This window comes from Actinomadura sp. NAK00032, assembly GCF_013364275.1.
Lineage (GTDB): Bacteria > Actinomycetota > Actinomycetes > Streptosporangiales > Streptosporangiaceae > Spirillospora.
In genome coordinates this window covers 141092-157323 of sequence record NZ_CP054932.1, presented here as the reverse complement: position 1 = coordinate 157323, position 16232 = coordinate 141092, and the positions used below count along the sequence as shown (strand labels likewise).

The 16232-nt window shown below is 71.9% G+C and carries 19 protein-coding genes; 10 read left to right on the top strand and 9 right to left on the bottom strand.

Features of this window, described 5'->3' with window-relative positions; all coding sequences use genetic code 11:
- Positions 1-59: 59 nt before the first annotated feature.
- Positions 60-587 carry a DUF4240 domain-containing protein gene (locus HUT06_RS00795; protein WP_176193915.1) on the top strand — a complete coding sequence of 176 codons (528 nt, stop codon included), beginning with the start codon at positions 60-62 and terminating at the stop codon, positions 585-587.
- Here the strand turns inward: HUT06_RS00795 and HUT06_RS00790 are convergent.
- Positions 575-793, bottom strand: coding sequence for a DUF397 domain-containing protein (locus HUT06_RS00790; RefSeq protein WP_176193914.1), 219 nt, complete (start codon positions 791-793; stop codon positions 575-577). The two genes, HUT06_RS00795 and HUT06_RS00790, sit on opposite strands and share 13 nt — an antisense overlap.
- A 13-nt stretch (positions 794-806) precedes the next feature.
- Positions 807-1652, bottom strand: coding sequence for a helix-turn-helix transcriptional regulator (locus HUT06_RS00785; RefSeq protein WP_176193913.1), 846 nt, complete (start codon positions 1650-1652; stop codon positions 807-809).
- Positions 1653-1907: 255 nt separating this feature from the next.
- Between HUT06_RS00785 and HUT06_RS00780 the strand changes: the two genes are divergently transcribed.
- Positions 1908-2216: a hypothetical protein gene (locus HUT06_RS00780; RefSeq protein WP_176193912.1), complete on the top strand. Its 309-nt coding sequence runs from the start codon at positions 1908-1910 to the stop codon at positions 2214-2216.
- Entirely contained in the window at positions 2216-2482 is a 267-nt protein-coding gene (locus HUT06_RS00775) for a hypothetical protein (RefSeq protein WP_176193911.1), read from the top strand. Before HUT06_RS00780 ends, HUT06_RS00775 begins: the two co-directional genes overlap by 1 nt.
- Before the next feature lie 367 nt (positions 2483-2849).
- Here the strand turns inward: HUT06_RS00775 and HUT06_RS00770 are convergent, their stop codons facing one another.
- Positions 2850-3626 (bottom strand): hypothetical protein, encoded by a 777-nt coding sequence (locus HUT06_RS00770; RefSeq protein WP_176193910.1) that lies wholly within the window; start codon positions 3624-3626, stop codon positions 2850-2852.
- Positions 3627-3727: 101 nt separating this feature from the next.
- A complete protein-coding gene (locus HUT06_RS00765; RefSeq protein WP_176193909.1) occupies positions 3728-4591 on the bottom strand; it encodes an Fpg/Nei family DNA glycosylase in 864 nt (287 codons plus the stop codon).
- Positions 4592-4791: 200 nt separating this feature from the next.
- On the opposite strand from HUT06_RS00765, the gene HUT06_RS00760 reads away from it, so the two are divergent.
- The 3 genes from HUT06_RS00760 to HUT06_RS00750 all read left to right on the top strand — a co-directional run bounded on the left by HUT06_RS00760 (position 4792) and on the right by HUT06_RS00750 (position 8334).
- Complete coding sequence (locus tag HUT06_RS00760) at positions 4792-4998, top strand: heavy-metal-associated domain-containing protein (RefSeq protein WP_176193908.1); 207 nt, start codon at positions 4792-4794, stop codon at positions 4996-4998.
- Positions 4999-5059: 61 nt separating this feature from the next.
- Entirely contained in the window at positions 5060-6028 is a 969-nt protein-coding gene (locus HUT06_RS00755; protein ID WP_176193907.1) for a hypothetical protein, read from the top strand.
- 32 nt (positions 6029-6060) lie between these two features.
- Positions 6061-8334 carry a cation-translocating P-type ATPase gene (locus tag HUT06_RS00750; RefSeq protein WP_176193906.1) on the top strand — a complete coding sequence of 758 codons (2274 nt, stop codon included), beginning with the start codon at positions 6061-6063 and terminating at the stop codon, positions 8332-8334.
- Between the two features lie 69 nt (positions 8335-8403).
- Here HUT06_RS00750 and HUT06_RS00745 read toward each other — a convergent pair whose 3' ends face one another.
- Positions 8404-8841 (bottom strand): MarR family winged helix-turn-helix transcriptional regulator, encoded by a 438-nt coding sequence (locus tag HUT06_RS00745; RefSeq protein WP_176193905.1) that lies wholly within the window; start codon positions 8839-8841, stop codon positions 8404-8406.
- A 96-nt stretch (positions 8842-8937) separates the two neighbouring features.
- Here HUT06_RS00745 and HUT06_RS00740 point away from each other — a divergent pair, with 96 nt between their 5' ends.
- Both HUT06_RS00740 and HUT06_RS00735 read left to right on the top strand, forming a co-directional pair.
- Entirely contained in the window at positions 8938-9321 is a 384-nt protein-coding gene (locus tag HUT06_RS00740; RefSeq protein WP_138637382.1) for a RidA family protein, read from the top strand.
- Positions 9322-9326: 5 nt separating this feature from the next.
- The gene (locus HUT06_RS00735) at positions 9327-10412 is read left to right on the top strand and encodes an alkene reductase (protein ID WP_176193904.1); all 1086 of its coding nucleotides are present in this window, start codon (positions 9327-9329) and stop codon (positions 10410-10412) included.
- Between the two features lie 18 nt (positions 10413-10430).
- Here the strand turns inward: HUT06_RS00735 and HUT06_RS00730 are convergent, their stop codons facing one another.
- The 3 genes from HUT06_RS00730 to HUT06_RS00720 form a co-directional block, all read right to left on the bottom strand.
- The gene (locus HUT06_RS00730) at positions 10431-11039 is read right to left on the bottom strand and encodes a TenA family protein (protein ID WP_176193903.1); all 609 of its coding nucleotides are present in this window, start codon (positions 11037-11039) and stop codon (positions 10431-10433) included.
- A 225-nt stretch (positions 11040-11264) separates the two neighbouring features.
- Entirely contained in the window at positions 11265-13427 is a 2163-nt protein-coding gene (locus tag HUT06_RS00725) for a bifunctional polysaccharide deacetylase/glycosyltransferase family 2 protein (RefSeq protein ID WP_254714902.1), read from the bottom strand.
- 2 nt (positions 13428-13429) lie between these two features.
- Positions 13430-13963: a hypothetical protein gene (locus HUT06_RS00720; protein WP_176193902.1), complete on the bottom strand. Its 534-nt coding sequence runs from the start codon at positions 13961-13963 to the stop codon at positions 13430-13432.
- Between the two features lie 117 nt (positions 13964-14080).
- On the opposite strand from HUT06_RS00720, the gene HUT06_RS00715 reads away from it, so the two are divergent.
- Positions 14081-14686, top strand: coding sequence for an RNA polymerase sigma factor (locus tag HUT06_RS00715; RefSeq protein ID WP_176193901.1), 606 nt, complete (start codon positions 14081-14083; stop codon positions 14684-14686).
- Positions 14683-15399, top strand: coding sequence for a hypothetical protein (locus tag HUT06_RS00710; RefSeq protein WP_176193900.1), 717 nt, complete (start codon positions 14683-14685; stop codon positions 15397-15399). The genes HUT06_RS00715 and HUT06_RS00710 overlap by 4 nt, the downstream gene beginning before the upstream one ends.
- A 15-nt stretch (positions 15400-15414) precedes the next feature.
- Here the strand turns inward: HUT06_RS00710 and HUT06_RS00705 are convergent, their stop codons facing one another.
- Entirely contained in the window at positions 15415-16230 is an 816-nt protein-coding gene (locus HUT06_RS00705) for a transporter substrate-binding domain-containing protein (protein WP_176193899.1), read from the bottom strand.
- Positions 16231-16232 lie beyond the last annotated feature (2 nt).

Below are 16232 nucleotides of genomic sequence, written 5' to 3'. Positions count from 1 at the left end.
TTTTGCGGCCACCGTGTGCCCGACCATTGGGCCTCGTCACTGAGAGGTACCGTGCGTGCATGGACGAGGACAAGTTCTGGGCGGTGATCGAGGAGTGCCGCGCCGACAGCGGCGGCGACCTCGCAGCGTTGGTCAACTCCCTGGAGCGAAGCCTGTCGATGCTTCCCGCCGATGAGGCGGCCGCTTTCTTCGATCGTTGGCAGGCGGTCGGCGAGCGGGCGCGGCGTTGGCTGGTGTGGGACGCAGCCTGCGTGCTACTGAGTTGGACGATCGACGACTCGTTCGCCGATTTCCGGGCGTGGCTGATCACTCGCGGTCGTGCGGCGTTCAAGGCCGTCGTCGATGATCCGGACAACCTTGCGGACCTCGCGGGTGAGCTACTGGCAACTGCCTGGGCCGTGGCCGAGCAACTCGATGGGGTTGTGGGCTGGGCGGCTTCTGCGGCCAAGGGAGTCGAGCATCCCGCCGAGATCCGGCATGTGGCCGAGCCGGGAATCCGTCTCGGGGAAGAGCGGCTCGATCTTGATGACGCGATGGCGGTACGCGCCCGGCTTCCGCGCGTCTGGGACGCACGTCACCTGGTCTGATCGAGCCTCTGGCCGCTCTTCACACGGGTCATGAACTCCCGCCAGGCGGATGATGTGAACGCCAGCTTGGGTCCGTCAGGATCGGCGGAGTCACGGACGGCGATGAGCCCGGTCATGGCGGTGAGTTCGACGCACTCGTTGCCTGTCGCAGTGCTCTTGGAACTCTTCCGCCAGACCGCGGTGGGCGAGTCTGCGGAGGGATGCATGGGGTCAGGTTATCTACAGGTCTGCGGCTATTGCGGCGATAAGGGCCGCGCTCTGCTCCTCGCCAAGCGCAGCGCCCCAGATGGCGTCGAACGCGGCGTTGCAGCGGGCGACATGGTCGGCACCTTCGATGTAGACGTTGCCGTAGATGCCTTCGGAGTAGCCGATGTCGGGATCCAGCGGGTCGGCGTAGCCAAGTATGACGAAGGAGCCTTCGGCTCCGGCGTGGGCACCGACCGTGTAGGGAAGAGCGCGGACGTCGATGTTGGAGCGCTGGGCGGCACGGTTGAGTTCGGTGAGTTGGTCGCGCATCACCTGCGGGCCGCCGATGAGTTGCCGGAGCGCTGATTCGGCGAGGACGGTTCTGAGAGTGGGTGCATCCGGGCGGCTGAGCAGTGTCTTGCGTGCCATGCGGGCGTGGAGCCGTTTGTTGACCTCGTCTGGGTCGTCGGGGATGCCGGCGGAGATGATGGCCCGTGCGTAGTCCTCGGTCTGGAGGAGCCCGGGGACGAGTTGGACGTGGTAGGTGCGGATCTCTGATGCTTCGTCTTCGAGGCTGACGTATCCGCCGGTGAACACGCCGGAGTAGGCGGTCCACCAGCCGCGTCGGCCCGCGTCGCGTGCCAGTTGGATGAGTGCGGCGTGGACGAAGTCTTCGGTGCCGTAGAGGTCGAGGATGCGCTCCACGTCCGCCGCCGTGGCCTTGGTCTTGCCGGCCTCGATACGGCCGAGCTTGAACCGGTTCCAGCCCAGGGCCGCCGCAGCCTGGTCGAGTGTCATCCCGGCGCGCTCGCGGTGGGCTTTGAGTTCGCGGGCCAGTCGGCGGCCGCGTGCGGTGAGGCTGTGGGGTACCGGTGCCATGGCCCCTAGTGTGCCGGAAATGCGTTGCTCTGTGCACAGTCTATACAACAGAAAGTCAAAAAGATCATGCACAGTGCATTGACGGACAGCTCAGAGCATCACCAGAATCTTTTCGGGATGGCGCACACAAGTGGCCGTAGCAAGAGTCTCAGCAGTCCAGGGACGGACACCGAGCGCCACACTCAGAGACAAGGCGGCCCCGGACGCGGTGATAGCAGCACCGGCCGGGGCCTTGATCGGAAGGAGCCCCGATCCATGTGCAACGTAGCGGAAGCCGCCCGCTCGGGACGGACCGACGTGCGCACCGAACAGGTCAGGCGGGAGTTGGAGAGGCTGTTCCCCGGTGTGATCGCGTGGTTCGGCAGGCGCACCGGGCACTGGTGGGCCATGCTGGGCGATCGGCTTCTGGAAGCCGACAGTCCTCGGCAACTCGCCGACGAGATCCGTGCGGGGCTCGCCGTCCGTCCAGCGGGGTCTGCGGTCATACCGCAGGCCGGGCGGGCGGACGTCCCGTCCACCATGGGCGTGTCGAGTCGGGTCGCGCGCGGCGGGTACGTCCGGTGATGGGTTTCTACCTGGGCGGTCCAGTGGAGTTGTACGCGTGGGACGTCCCGTCTGGCGATGGTGGACGAGGTGGCGTCACCGACGACCGCGTCAAGGCGATCAGGGACGTCCACAACGCGCTTCGCGAGGCGGAAGGCGGTACGCGCGGGGTAGTGCGGCGTGTCGGGCTGTCGCCGGTCGGGTTCGCGAAGTACGTCGAACTCGGTCACGTCGGTGAGGCGTGGCGGGACGGGACGACCGGTGCGGTGACATGGCGGGACATGTGAACGCAGCCGACCACCTCGGCGCCTTGGGCCAAGCGCTCGCTGCGGCGGGCTGGTCTACGCGGGGGCAGTATGACAGCGTCCCGCCGGTACTGCTCGTTCTCGCGCCCAGGGTCGAGGTGTGCGTGAACGTCAAGGCCGGAACGGGTGGCGTGCCGTGGTTCATCGCGTCCGACGGCGACCCGTTGCGGCCATGCCATGACCTCGGCGGCACGGTTGTCGAGATCGAGGCCCGGTTGGGCACGGCCCCCACAGCATCCGTTCATCCGACTCGAGGGCGGGCGCTTGGGAGGCTCCGCTCACTCCCACGGAGATGAGGTGCATCGGGTGGCGGCGCCGGGGGCCTGGGCGGCGCCGCCAGCCGATGCGGCTAGATCCAGCCGCCGATGCTGCGGTTCTGGGAGACGGCGGTGTCGAAGGCGAGGGGGCAGGCCAGGATGAGGGTGCGCATCGGCTCCGCCTGCTGCGCGTACATCTGCAGGACGTAGCGGTCGGCGCCGGTGAACATCTGCGACAGGAACTCGCCGTAGCCGTCGAAGCCGCGCTGGATGCGGGCGATCTCCTGCTGCTGCCAGTCGGTGACGCGGCCGCTGAGCAGTTCGTAGTAGCCGATCTGCTGCTCGTGCGCGGTCAGGATCTCCCAGCCACGCAGCGCCCGCTTGCGCAGGTATCCGATGAGACCGCCCTGTGGAGTGAGCACCTGCATCTGGGGCGTGCCCATGAATCCGTACGGCTTGTAGAAGAGGAAGTACGGCATCCCGTCGGGGCGGTAGATGGTCAGCTTCCGCTCGGCCTTGGTCTGGCTCGCCTGGTTGAGGACGCGGAACGCCTTCTTCGCGCCGCTCACGCCCTCTTCGCGCACGTAGGCGGAGGGCTGCCCCTGCGGGCTCCAGATCGTGTAGTTCGCTTCGGTGGAGAAGAACTGCGCGGGCTGGTCGTAGACGAGGATCGGCGAGGCGTAGAGGTCGGGGGCGGCCTGCTGGGGCACCTGCTGCTGCGGCGGGGGCCCGTACCCGGGGGTGGGACGGGCTGGCACGTACGGCTGGGCGGGCGGGGCGCCGCCGTGCTGGGGGCCGCCGTAGCCGGGGTGCGGTGGACCGTAACCGGGGCCGCCGGGGCCCGAGGGTGGGGGTGGGGGGTATCCCATGGCGGCTCCTGACCGAGGTGATCAGCGGGGGGTTGCTCGCGACACGATACGCCGCCTCGCCGCCGTATCCCGGCCGGGCGGCCGGATTCAGCCGGGCCGGTTCACTTCAGCAGGCGCGACATCCGGCGGTCGGCCAGCGGCTTGCCGCCGGTCTGGCAGGTCGGGCAGTACTGGAGCGCCGAGTCGGCGAACGACACCTCGCGGATCGTGTCGCCGCAGACCGGGCATTTCTGGCCGGCCTTGCCGTGCACGCGCAGGCCGGTCTTCTTCTCGCCCTTGAGGTCCTGGGCCTCCAGGCCGCGCGAGCGCTCGACGGCGTCCCGGAGCGTGGTGACGATCGCCTCGTGCAGGACGGCCACGTCCTCCTCGGTCAGCGTGGCGGCGATCTTGAAGGGGGACATCTTCGCCGCGTGCAGGACCTCGTCGGAGTAGGCGTTGCCGATGCCGGCGATCACCTTCTGGTCGCGCAGCAGGCCCTTGATCTGGGTGCGCTTGCCGTTCAGGATCGCGGCGAGCGCCTCGGTGGTGAAGGCGTCGTCCAGGGGGTCGGGGCCGAGCGTCGCGACGCCGGGCACGTCGGACGGGTCGCGGACGACGTAGACCGCGAGGCCCTTCTTCGTGCCCGCCTCGGTGAGGTCGAAGCCCGAGCCGTCGTCCAGGTGGACGCGCAGGGCGAGCGGGTTCTTGCCGCCCGGCCGGACGGGCCTGGCGGGGATCTCGTCCCGCCAGCGCAGCCAGCCGGCGCGGGCGAGGTGGATGACGAGGTGCAGCCCGTCGACGTCCAGGTCGAGGAACTTGCCGTGCCGGGACGCGCCGGTGACGGTCAGCCCGCCCAGCGCCGTCACCGGCGGGTCATAGGTCTTCAGGGCGGAGATGGCGAGAACATCGACGCGGGCGACGGCGTGGCCGACCGCGCGTTCCCGCAGGAACCCCGCCAGCGCCTCGACCTCGGGTAGCTCAGGCATGACCCCAGTATCGGCGAACCGGCCGGGGGTTCGTCCACAGGCCTGTGGACACCTGTGGAAAACCCTGGGGAGCGCGTGTGACCCGGATCTCGAAATAACCCGTAGGGGGTACCGGTTGCGAGGGGGTACAGCGTTATGGCAGCATGAGGCGTGGAAGATACCCCCCAGGGGTAAATATCCGGAAAGCGAAGGAGATGCCGATGAGCACCGCCACCTACACCGTCACCGGTATGACCTGCGGCCACTGCGTGAGCTCGGTCACCGAGGAGGTCGAGCAGATCGCCGGCGTCACCGCCGTCGACGTCGACCTCAAGACCGGCGCGGTCACCGTCACCAGCGAGGCCCCGCTCGACGACGCCCAGGTCAAGGGCGCCGTCGAAGAGGCCGGATACCAGCTGCAGTCATGACCGGCGCGCGCCCCCCGCCCCGGGGGCGCGCCCGGACGAACAGCGAGTGGAGTGGATCGGCATGAACAGCGCGACCAAGGTCGGCGCGTACGCCCTGGGCCTCGCCGTCGTCTTCGGCGGCGCCGCCGGAGTCGGCAAGGCGGTCGGACCCGTCGGCGGCACCGCCGAGATGGCGTCCCATGAGGGCGGCGACCACGGCGGCGGGCACGGCGGGGACGGCGGCGCGGCGTCGCACGCCCCCGGCGGCCTCCAGGTCTCCGAGGACGGCTACACGCTGGCCCCGCGCACGACCACCGTCACCCCCGGCGAGAAGACCGACTTCCGGTTCACCATCAACGGGCCGGACGGCAAGCCGGTCACCGGGTTCACGCCGCTGCACGGCAAGCGGCTGCACCTGATCGTCGCGCAGCGCGACCTGTCCGGCTTCCAGCACCTGCACCCGACCGAGATCGGGGGCGGGGTCTGGAGCGTCCCGATCGAGCTGCCCGAGCCCGGCGTGTACCGGTTCTTCACCGACATCCAGCCGGACGGCGCGGCGCGGCAGCTCACCCTGGGCGCCGACATCTTCGCCCCGGGCGACCTGCGGCCGGCGCCGCTGCCGAAGCCCGCGCAGGTCGCGAAGGTCGACGGGTACGAGGTCGCGCTCACCGGCGGTCTCACACCCGGCAAGTCCACCGAACTCACCCTGACGGTGAGCAAGGACGGCAAGCCGGTCACCGACCTGCAGCCGTACCTGGAGGCGTACGGCCACCTGGTCGCGCTGCGGCAGGGCGACCTCGCCTACCTCCACGTCCACCCGGACGGGGAGCCGGGCGACGGGAAGACCAAGCCGGGCCCCGGCATCACGTTCTTCGCCGAAGCGCCCAGCACCGGCGCATACCGTCTCTACCTGGACTTCAAGCACGGCGACAAGGTCCGCACGGCCGAGTTCACCGTGCACGCCGGGCACACCGCCCCGGCCGAGCAGCCCACGGACAAGCCCACGGAGAAGCCGGGGCAGGGGCACGACGACACGCCGCACACGCACTGAACGTCCCACTCGATCGAGGCAGAGGAGGAGCGATGAGCACGGACATCGAGTCCGCGCGTATCGAGCTGGCGATCGGCGGGATGACGTGCGCGTCGTGCGCCAACCGCATCGAGAAGAAGCTCAACAAGATGGACGGCGTGACCGCGACGGTCAACTACGCCACCGAGAAGGCCAGCGTCGAGTTCGCCCCCGGGGTGTCCCCGGACGAGCTGATCGCCACCGTCGAGAAGGCCGGCTACAGCGCCGAGCTTCCCGCCCCGCCCCGGTCGGACGCGGGCGGCGGGGACGAGCCGGAGCCGGACGACGGGCTCCGCCCGCTGCGGCAGCGGCTGATCACCTCGGTCGTGCTGTCGGTGCCGGTCATCGCCATGGCGATGGTCCCGGCGCTGCAGTTCGACGCGTGGCAGTGGCTGTCACTGACGCTCGCCGCGCCCGTCGTGGTGTACGCGGGCTGGCCGTTCCACCGCGCCGCCGCGATCAACCTGCGGCACGGCGCGGCGACCATGGACACGCTGATCTCGCTCGGCACGATCGCCGCGCTCGGCTGGTCGCTGTGGGCGCTGTTCTTCGGCACCGCCGGCGAGATCGGGATCAAGCACGGCTTCGAGTTCTCGATGACCCGCTCCGACGGGTCGATGAACATCTACCTTGAGGCCGCGGCCGGCGTGACCATGTTCATCCTGGCCGGGCGCTACTTCGAGACGCGGTCCAAGCGCCGCGCCGGTGCCGCCCTGCGCGCCCTGCTGGAGCTCGGCGCCAAGGAGGTCTCGGTCGTCCGGGACGGCCGCGAGGAGCGGATCCCGGTCGACAGCCTCGCGGCGGGGGACGTGTTCGTCGTCCGCCCCGGCGAGAAGATCGCCACGGACGGGACGGTCGAGGAGGGCTCGTCCGCCGTGGACGCGTCCATGCTGACCGGCGAGTCGGTCCCGGTCGAGGTCGGGCCGGGCGACGCGGTGGTCGGCGCGACGGTGAACGCCGGCGGCCGGCTGCTGGTCCGCGCGACGCGGGTCGGCGCCGACACCCAGCTCGCGCAGATGGCGCGGCTCGTGGAGGAGGCGCAGACCGGCAAGGCGCAGGTGCAGCGGCTCGCCGACCGGATCTCCGGGATCTTCGTCCCGATCGTGATCGCGCTCGCGATCGGCACGCTCGGCTTCTGGATCGGCACCGGCGAGCCGCTCGCCGGCGCGTTCACCGCCGCGGTCGCCGTGCTGATCATCGCCTGCCCCTGCGCCCTCGGCCTCGCCACCCCGACCGCCCTCATGGTCGGGACGGGGCGCGGCGCGCAGCTCGGCATCCTGATCAAGGGCCCGGAGGTGCTGGAGTCCACCCGCGCCATCGACACCGTCGTCCTGGACAAGACCGGCACGGTCACCACCGGGAAGATGGCCCTGGTCGACGTCATCACGGCCGACGGGGTGTCCGAGGACGAGGTGCTCCGGCTGGCGGGGGCGCTGGAGAACGCGTCCGAGCACCCGATCGCGCAGGCGATCGCGCGCGGCGCCGCCGACCGGGTCGGCGAGCTGGGCACGGTCGAGGACTTCGCCAACGTCGAGGGCCTCGGCGTCCAGGGGATGGTGGACGGCCACGGCGTCCTCGCGGGGCGCCCGCGGCTGCTCGCCGAGTGGTCGCAGCACCTCACGCCCGAGCTGGAGCGCGCCATGGCGGAGGCGCAGGCGCTCGGCCGCACCGCCGTCGCGGTCGGCTGGGACGGCGCGGCCCGCGCGGTGATCACGGTCGCCGACCAGGTGAAGCCGACCTCGCGGGAGGCGATCGAGCAGCTCACGGCGCTCGGGCTGCGCCCGGTCCTGCTGACCGGCGACAACGAGACCGTGGCCCGCACGGTCGCGGACGCCGTCGGGATCGAGGAGGTCATCGCCGAGGTCCTGCCGCAGGACAAGGTGGACGTCGTCAAGCGCCTGCAGTCCGAGGGCCGGACCGTGGCGATGGTCGGCGACGGGGTCAACGACGCCGCCGCGCTCGCCCAGGCCGACCTGGGGCTCGCGATGGGCACCGGGACGGACGTGGCGATCGAGGCGTCCGACCTGACCCTGGTCCGGGGCGACCTGCGGGCCGCGGCCGACGCGATCCGGCTGTCGCGCCGCACGCTCGGCACGATCAAGGGGAACCTGTTCTGGGCGTTCGCCTACAACGTGGCGGCGCTGCCGCTCGCGGCGACCGGCCTGCTCACCCCGATGATCGCCGGTGGCGCGATGGCGTTCTCCTCGGTCTTCGTGGTCAGCAACAGCCTGCGCCTGCGGCGGTTCAAGCCGCTGACCGGCGGCGACGCCCCGTCGGCGGCCGGCTGAGCCGGAACCGGAACCGCGAAGCGCGCGGCCCCTGTCCACAGGGGTCGCGCGCTTCGGCGTTCTCGGAGGTCAGGGGCGCAGGACGGCCAGCAGCGGCGCGAGGGAAGGATCGTCGGCGGCGTCGTCGAGGGCCGCGGTGAGGGTCTCGGCGTAGGTGGGGGCGGCGTTCGCCTGGACGGTGCGCCCCTCGTCGGTGATGACGGTGTAGACGCCGCGGCGGTCCTTGGGGCACATGTCGCGGCGGGTGAGCCCGGCGGTCTCCAGCCGGGCGACCAGCCGGCTGACGGAGCTCTGGTTGAGGCCGATGAGGTCGGCCAGCTCCTGCATGCGCAGCTCGCCGTCGGCGGCGCGGGACAGCCGGCACAGCGCCCGGTACTCCGACAGGCCGATGCCATGGCGGCTCTGCAGCGCCTTGGAGAGCCGGTGCTCGACGCGCCCGTGCAGGGTCACGACGCCGTCCCAGAGCAGACCGTCCGCCGTGACCGGCGCCTTCTCGTCCACGCTCATCCCGCACCCGCTTCCTGGTTGACACCAGCTTACATGCAGTGCGAATATCTGCATGCACATACAAGGCATGCATGTACATGCAAATGGGAGTCCGTCATGATCGAGCGCGTCGCCACCACCCCCGACTGGTACGAGCCGTACCGGATCTCGCAGGCGATCCGGGCCGGCGGGTTCATCTACGTCTCCGGGCAGGCCGGCATCGACGAGCAGGGCCGGACGGTGCCCGGCGGCTTCCTCGACCAGGGGCGCCAGGCGTTCCGCAACGTCCAGCGGGTGCTGGCGGCGGCGGGCGCCGACCTGACCGACGTCGTGAAGATCGGCATCTTCGTCCGGGACATGGCGGCCGACCTCGACGACGTGATCCGGCTCCGCGAGGAGTTCCTCAGCGAGCCCTACCCCGCCGACACGCTCCTGGAAGTGAGCTCCCTGGCCCAGCCCGACTGGCGGATCGAAGTCGAAGCCGTCGCGGTCGAGAGGTGAACACGATGACCGGCACGCTGCTGACCCCCTACGAAGGCCCGCACCTCGCGCTTCCCAACCGGATCGTCATGGCGCCGATGACGCGCGGGCGCGCGGACGACGCCACCGGCGTCCCGCACCCGCTGACCGGCACCTACTACGCGCAGCGCGCGTCGGCCGGGCTGATCGTCACCGAGGGGCTGTGGCCGCACGTCCTCGGCAAGGGCGGGCCCGGCATCCCCGGCCTGGTCACGGACGCGCAGGTCGCGGGGTGGCGCGAGGTCACCGCGGCCGTCCACGCGGCCGGCGGGACGATCTTCGCCCAGCTCTGGCATGTGGGACGGATGACGCACCCGCTCACCCTGCCGGACGGGGCGACACCGGTCGCGCCCTCGGCCGTCCGGATCCAGGGCGAGCCGATCTACACCGCCGACGGCGACGTCGGGCACGTCACGCCGCGCGCCATGACCACCGCCGAGGCGGAGGCGGCGGTCGCCGACTTCGCGGCGGCGGCCCGCAACGCGATCCGCGCGGGGTTCGACGGCGTGGAGGTGCACGGCGCGAACGGCTACCTGATCCAGCAGTTCCTCGCCGAGAACACCAACCGGCGCGCCGACCGCTTCGGCGGGTCCCGCAACGGGCGCCTGCGGTTCGCGCTGGACGTGGTGGAGGCCGTGGCCGCCGAGGTGGGGCCCGGACGGGTCGGGCTGCGCGTCTCGCCGCACAACCCGGAGAACGAGATCGCCGAGGAGGACCCGCAGGGCACCTACCGGGCGCTCGTCGACGCCCTCGACCCGCTCGGCCTCGCCTACCTGCACGTCATCGAGCGGGGCGCCTACGGGGCGCTGGCCGACCTGCGCCCGCGCTGGTCGGGCACCCTGATCGGGAACTTCAACGGGCCGGAGCCGACGACGCAGCGGGCCGGTGAGGAGGTCGTGGCGGTGGGGCTGGCCGACCTGTTCTCCTTCGGGCGGCTGTTCATCGCCAACCCGGACCTGCCGGCCCGCTTCGCCGCGGACGCGCCGCTCAACCGGCACATCCCAGGGCTGGTCTACGGCGGGGGCGGCGAGGGCTACGTCGACTACCCGGCCCTCGCCGCCGCTGACGTCTAGAGCGGACCTGGAGGGCGCCTACAGAGGGACGTCCCAGAAGGCGAGTTCGTGGCGCATGCCCTCCAGGAAGAAGCGCTCGGCCGTCTCGGTGTCCGCCCCGGACTCATCGATCATCTGCGCGATGCGGGCGGTCAGCTCGGCGAAGCCTGGGTCGGCGTAGGTGTCGACCCAGCGGCGGTAGCGCGGCTCTGACGGCGGGTTCTCGGCGAGCCTCTGCCCGAGCGTGGAGTAGCCCCACATGCAGGGGTACAGGGCGGCCAGGCCCTCGTCATAGACGGCGGCGCTCTCCAGGAGGAACGAAGTGTAGGCGACGCAGGCGGGGCCCTTCTTGGCGCCATCCAGGTCGGCGTTGAACTCGGCGGAGAGAGTGCGGTGCAGCTCCATCTCGTCGTGGAAGGTCGAGTAGGCGAGGTCTACAAGGTCGCCCAGATGGGGGTCCGGGGCCTGCCAGGCGAGGCGCGAGAAGACGCGCACGTAGTCGTGCAGGTAGAGGTAGTCCTGTTCGAGCCAGGAGCGGAATACGGCCTCGTCAAGGTTCCCTTGGGCGATGCCCGCCACGGTGGGGTGCTTGAGCTGCTCCTCCACGAGGGGACGGCCGAGTTCTTCCAGATGTGCGGCGAGACTCATGGCCGCCAGTCTGCCCCAGACCCGCCCTGACCTGGACATGGCCGGCGTGGCCTGTGTATGGGCCCGGACATGACCAGACCCCGCCGGATCGTGAGACCCGGCGGGGCCCTGGTCGTGCGGCCGATGTGCGGGTCGCCTCTCGGCGAAAGGCACAACACGGCTCCAGCCGAACGGTATTCCGTGAAGGCAATAGGTGAGGCCCGGGGACACCAGGCACATCGGCCATCATGTGTAACCGACGGGCCCCCAGGATTGTTCCCGGCCTTCCGCGAAGGTCCCGGTACGCCGGATCGTGTGCCAGCCCAGGCGCGCCCCCAGGAGCGCGGTGACCACGGACTGGACGACCACCAGGTACATCAGCTGCCGGTAGACGAACTGCTGGAGCGGCAGCGCCCACAGCGGACGCACGGACTCGCCGTCCAGCCATAGGGCGTAGGCACCGGCGGCGGCCTGCGCGGCGACGAACGCCGTCCAGGTGAGGACGGGCAGGGTCGGGTCGAGGAAGACCAGGCCGAACAGGGCGAACAGGTCCACGGCGGGCGCGAACAGCGGAAGGAGCACCTGGAACACCGTCAGGTAGGGGAGGCAGCGGCGTCCGAAGCGTCCCGAGTCACCGCGCTCTATGAGGGAGCGGCGGTGCTTCCACATCGCCTGCATCGTCCCGTAGCACCAGCGGTAGCGCTGCCTCCACAGCTGCCGGAGGGACGACGGGGCCTCCGTCCAGGCGATGGCCTTCTCCTCGTAGACCACGCGCGCGCCAGTGCGGCATATGGCCATGGTGAGGTCGGTGTCCTCGGCCAGGGTGTCGTCTGGCACGCACTCCACCTCGGCCAGGACCTTCCTGCGGAAGGCGCCGATCGCGCCGGGGACCGTCGGCATGCACTGCAGGACGTCGAACATGCGCCGGTCGAGGTTGAAGCCGATGACGTACTCGATGTGCTGCCAGCGTCCGAGGATGCCGCCCCGGTTGGCGACCTTGGTGTTGCCGCTGACCGCGCCCACCCTCGGGTCCGTGAACGGCGCGACGAGGTGCCGGAGGGTGTCGCGCTGGAAGACGGTGTCGCCGTCCACGAGCACCATGACGTCGGCCCGGGCCACGAACAGGCCGGCGTTGAGCGCGCTCGGCTTGCCGCCGTTCGGCTTGCGGATCAGGTGGACGCCCGGCAGGCCGAGGTCCTCGACGATCGCGGCGGTGCGGTCGGCGGAGCCGTCGTCCACCACGATCACCTCGACGCTGCCCGGATAGTCGGTGTCCAGGAGGGACGCGACCGTCGCCGCGATGCCCGCCTCCTCGTTGTAGGCGGGGACGACCACCGACACGGGCGGGAACGGGTCGGGCGGCAGCTCCCCCGGCTCCCCGATGTCCGGCATGGCCGGCGGGCCCGGCCGGCGGACGCGGCGCATGTGGACGTGCGCGAACACCAGCAGCAGCAACAGCCGCAGCACGTAGAGGAGCCCGGCGACGGCGAACAGGGCGCCCATCGTTCCGGTGAGCGCCGACGCGGCGCGCTGTGCGCCGACCAGCGTCCAGCCGACGGCCTTCTCGCGGGCCGGGACGGCGACCTCCGCCGCAGGCATGCCGAGCGCCCCGGTGACCGTCGTGAAGCGGTACCCCTGCGGCTGGAGCCGGTCCAGGATCCGCTCGACGGCCGCGACGGTCTCGGCCCGGTCGCCGCCCGAGTCGTGCAGCATCACCACCGCGCCCTCGCCGCGCCGCTCCGCCGCCAGCGCCGTCCGGACGATGGCGTCGGTGCCGGGCCGCGCCCAGTCCTCGGTGTCGCGGTCGGTGAGGACGACGATGTACCCGTCCGCGCCCGCCCGCTCGGCGGCCCGCCACTCCGGCGCCGTCAGGCCGTCCGGGCGGGACGAGTACGGCATCCGCATCAGCCGGGTGTGGACGCCGGCCGCGCCCGCCAGCGCCCGCTGCGTGAGGTCCAGTTCCAGGCGCCCGCGCCACGCGGGCGCGGTGGCGAGGTCGGCGTGCGTGTAGGTGTGCGAGCCGATCTCGTGGCCCTCGCGGAGGATCCGGCGGGTCAGCGCCGGGTTCTCGGCGACGCGCGCGCCGACCGTGAAGAACGTCGCGCGGGCGTTGTGGCGGCGCAGGACGTCCAGGATCCGCGGCGTCCACTCGGGGTCGGGGCCGTCGTCGAACGTCAGCGCGATCGTCTTCGGCGGCATGCGGCGGCTGCGGGGCGTGGCGTCCGCGAGGTTCAGCACGGGCCCGCCGGTGAGCGCCCGGGACGGGGCCGGGGCGGGGTGCGCGGGCTCGTCCCTGGGCGCCTCGCCCACGGCGCCGTTCGCGAAGCCGTCCAGCAGAAGGAGCACGGCGAGCGCCAGCCCGCCGAGCAGGAGCAGGATCCAGTGGCCTCGCGGTTCGCTGCGCCGCACGGTCAGGGCTTCTTCTTGTTGCGTCCCCACGCCGGGGGTTCCGCCGTGGACTTGCCCGGGTGGCTCGTGGACGCGGCCCTGGCCGGAGTCGTCGCCGGCGTAGACGACGGCTTGGGCGTCGCAGGGGGAGCCGGAGCCGCGACCCGCCTGGTGGGTGTCGGCCTAACGGCGGCGGGCGGTTCGGGCCTGTCGGTCACGGTCGGCTTGGCCTCGGGTGGATGGCTCACCTGCACGCGCGGGTGCGGGGACGGCTCGCTCCATGGCGTCAACGGCACATCGGTCCCCGTCGTCATGCCAAGGGCCAGCGCGCCCAAGAAGACAATGAGCAGCGCGCCGGTGAGCAGGCCCAGCCGCCGCCCGAGGCGCGTCCGCCATCCGGACGCGTCGACGAAAACGGGCGCCGCGGCCGTTAACGGTTTCGTCTCGGTGGCGGGGTCGGCCGAGGGGTCCGTCAGCGGGCCGGGCACCGGTTCCGCGGCGGGCGGGATGCCCGTTACGAGGAGTTCGTCCCGATCCTGCGAGCTGTTGCCGTTCATTCTCGTCCATCACTCTGGGGCGGGGAGAGGACGTCCCGGCGGCGCGGGAGTCATTCGTTCAGCGCCGACCCACGGGTACGTGTCACACCACCGGGAGATTTTCTGCACAATGGCGCGATGGGCGAGGAGGAACTCGGTCGTGCGCTGCGGGCGGCGCAGGACGGCGACGAGGAGTCCTTCCGCATGCTCTACCGCGATGTCCAGCCCCGGCTGATCCGGTTCGCCGGCGCGATCGTCGGCGCGGACGCCGAGGACGTGACGTCGGAGGCGTGGCTGCAGATCGCCCGCGACCTGCGCTCCTTCCGCGGCGACCTCGACGGCTTCCGCGGCTGGACCGCGACGATCACCCGGCACCGCGCGCTGGACCACCTGCGCCGCAAGTCCCGCCGCCCCGGCTCCGACCTGCCCGTCGAGGAGCTGGTCACGATGGCCGCGGACGGCGACACCGAACTCGACGCGCTGGACGGCATCGCCACCGAGGAGGCACTCCGGCTGATCTCCGAACTCCCCCGCGACCAGGCCGAGGCGGTGCTGCTGCGCGTCGTCGTGGGCCTGGACGCCAAGTCCGCGGGCAAGGTCCTCGGCAAGCGCTCGGGCGCCGTCCGCACCGCCGCCTACCGCGGCCTGCGCCGCCTCGCCGACCGGCTGTCGGACGCCGGCGCCGAGCGGCCGCTGGTCCGGGGTGACAAAAGCGGCGGTACGGGCGCTGAAGGGGTGTCATGAGCGACCACACCGAGGCCGGACGGCTCGACCAGCGCACCGCCGAGCGCCTGCTCGACAGTGCCGGCGGGCACGCCGGCGAGCACGCCGCCCTGCACGCTCTGCTCGCGTCGGCCGCCGCCCCCGCCCGCCCGGCGGAGATCGCGGGCGAGGACGCCGCCACGGCCGCGTTCCGGTCCGCCCCGCCGGCGGCCCGGCCGTCCCGGCTGGCGGCGCTGCGCCGCTTCCTGACCGCCAAGGTCATCGCGCTGGTCGGCGGCGCGCTGCTGGTGCTGACGGGCGGCGTCGCCTACGCGACGGGGCACTTCCCCGGCATTGAACCGGCGCCCGCGCCGTCCCCGACGCATCAGGAGCAGGAGAGCGGCGGCCACGACAGCACCCCGGCGACGCAGTACTCGCCGTCGCCCCTGCCCAGCCCGTCGCCCTCCTCGTCGGAGGCGTCGTCCTCGGCCGCCCCGTCGTCCTCGGCCGCCCCGTCGTCCTCGACGCCCGGAGCCTCCTCGTCCGCGCCGAACGGGGAGCACGGCAGGCCGACCTCGCCGGGCAGGTCGTCGCAGAGCCCGAAATCGCACAGCACCAGCCCGCCGCCGCGCGGCCCCGGCAGCAGCAACGGCAAGAAGCCGAGCGCCACGCCCACCAAGGGCAAGAGCCAGAGCGTCGAGAAGGGCGCCCCCATGGCCGGTACCCCGGAAGGCGTCGGCGGCCGGCCCGAGTGACCGCGCCGGCGGCGGTCAGAGGCAGCCCTCGAACTGGGGGACCTCCAGGTCCGACAGGTCGAGGCCGGACGTGGCGAACCATCTGCTCATGAACTTCTCCATCGCCCCGTCCTGGTACATCTGGGTGATGGCCCGGTTCAGGGCCTCGCACCCCTCGGGATCGCCCTTGCGGATCGCGATACCGGTGCGCCGCTCGCCGAACCTGGCGTTCAGCAGCCGGAACCCGGCGCCCTCCCGGGTCTTCAGCCCGGCCAGGATCGTGTCGTTCGTGGTGATCGCGTCGATCCGGCCGTCCCGCAGCATGGTCATGCAGTCGGCGTAGGACCGCGCCGCGACCGGCACCGCCGGCACCTGCCGCTCCACGGTGACGGCCTCGGCGGCGCCCGACCCGGTAACGGCGCAGATCTTGCGCCCCTGGAGGTCGCGCACGCCGCGCACGGCCTTCTCGGTGTCCCGGACGAGGATGTCCTGGTACGACAGCAGGTACGGCCCGGCGAACGCGAGGCGCTGCTTCCACTCGGGCTCCAGCCAGAACGTCAGGACCATGTCGACATTGCCCTCGCGGAGCAGGCGCTCGCGGTCGCGCGCCAGCGCCGGGGCGAAGCGGACCCGCTTCCCCAGCCGCCGGGCGAGGTAGCGGGACACGTCCACGTCCAGGCCCTCGAACGTCCCGTCGGGGCGCCTGAACCCGATGCCGGGCAGGTCCGGCCGGACGCCCGCCACCAGCGTGCCCTTGCCGAGGATGGTCGCCGCCTCGCCGTCGCCGCAGCCGCCGAGCGCGGCGCACGCCGTCGCCACCGCCGCCGTCCAGGCCGCGATCAGTCGCCGCATAC

Bases quoted from the DNA above. Each gene is read 5' to 3' on its own strand.
- HUT06_RS00795 (WP_176193915.1), top strand. From the start codon at position 60: ATGGACGAGGACAAGTTCTGGGCGGTGATCGAGGAGTGCCGCGCCGAC.
- HUT06_RS00790 (WP_176193914.1), bottom strand. From the start codon at position 793: ATGCATCCCTCCGCAGACTCGCCCACCGCGGTCTGGCGGAAGAGTTCC.
- HUT06_RS00785 (WP_176193913.1), bottom strand. From the start codon at position 1,652: ATGGCACCGGTACCCCACAGCCTCACCGCACGCGGCCGCCGACTGGCC.
- HUT06_RS00780 (WP_176193912.1), top strand. From the start codon at position 1,908: ATGTGCAACGTAGCGGAAGCCGCCCGCTCGGGACGGACCGACGTGCGC.
- HUT06_RS00775 (WP_176193911.1), top strand. From the start codon at position 2,216: ATGGGTTTCTACCTGGGCGGTCCAGTGGAGTTGTACGCGTGGGACGTC.
- HUT06_RS00770 (WP_176193910.1), bottom strand. From the start codon at position 3,626: ATGGGATACCCCCCACCCCCACCCTCGGGCCCCGGCGGCCCCGGTTAC.
- HUT06_RS00765 (WP_176193909.1), bottom strand. From the start codon at position 4,591: ATGCCTGAGCTACCCGAGGTCGAGGCGCTGGCGGGGTTCCTGCGGGAA.
- HUT06_RS00760 (WP_176193908.1), top strand. From the start codon at position 4,792: ATGAGCACCGCCACCTACACCGTCACCGGTATGACCTGCGGCCACTGC.
- HUT06_RS00755 (WP_176193907.1), top strand. From the start codon at position 5,060: ATGAACAGCGCGACCAAGGTCGGCGCGTACGCCCTGGGCCTCGCCGTC.
- HUT06_RS00750 (WP_176193906.1), top strand. From the start codon at position 6,061: ATGAGCACGGACATCGAGTCCGCGCGTATCGAGCTGGCGATCGGCGGG.
- HUT06_RS00745 (WP_176193905.1), bottom strand. From the start codon at position 8,841: ATGAGCGTGGACGAGAAGGCGCCGGTCACGGCGGACGGTCTGCTCTGG.
- HUT06_RS00740 (WP_138637382.1), top strand. From the start codon at position 8,938: ATGATCGAGCGCGTCGCCACCACCCCCGACTGGTACGAGCCGTACCGG.
- HUT06_RS00735 (WP_176193904.1), top strand. From the start codon at position 9,327: ATGACCGGCACGCTGCTGACCCCCTACGAAGGCCCGCACCTCGCGCTT.
- HUT06_RS00730 (WP_176193903.1), bottom strand. From the start codon at position 11,039: ATGAGTCTCGCCGCACATCTGGAAGAACTCGGCCGTCCCCTCGTGGAG.
- HUT06_RS00720 (WP_176193902.1), bottom strand. From the start codon at position 13,963: ATGAACGGCAACAGCTCGCAGGATCGGGACGAACTCCTCGTAACGGGC.
- HUT06_RS00715 (WP_176193901.1), top strand. From the start codon at position 14,081: ATGGGCGAGGAGGAACTCGGTCGTGCGCTGCGGGCGGCGCAGGACGGC.
- HUT06_RS00710 (WP_176193900.1), top strand. From the start codon at position 14,683: ATGAGCGACCACACCGAGGCCGGACGGCTCGACCAGCGCACCGCCGAG.
- HUT06_RS00705 (WP_176193899.1), bottom strand. From the start codon at position 16,230: ATGCGGCGACTGATCGCGGCCTGGACGGCGGCGGTGGCGACGGCGTGC.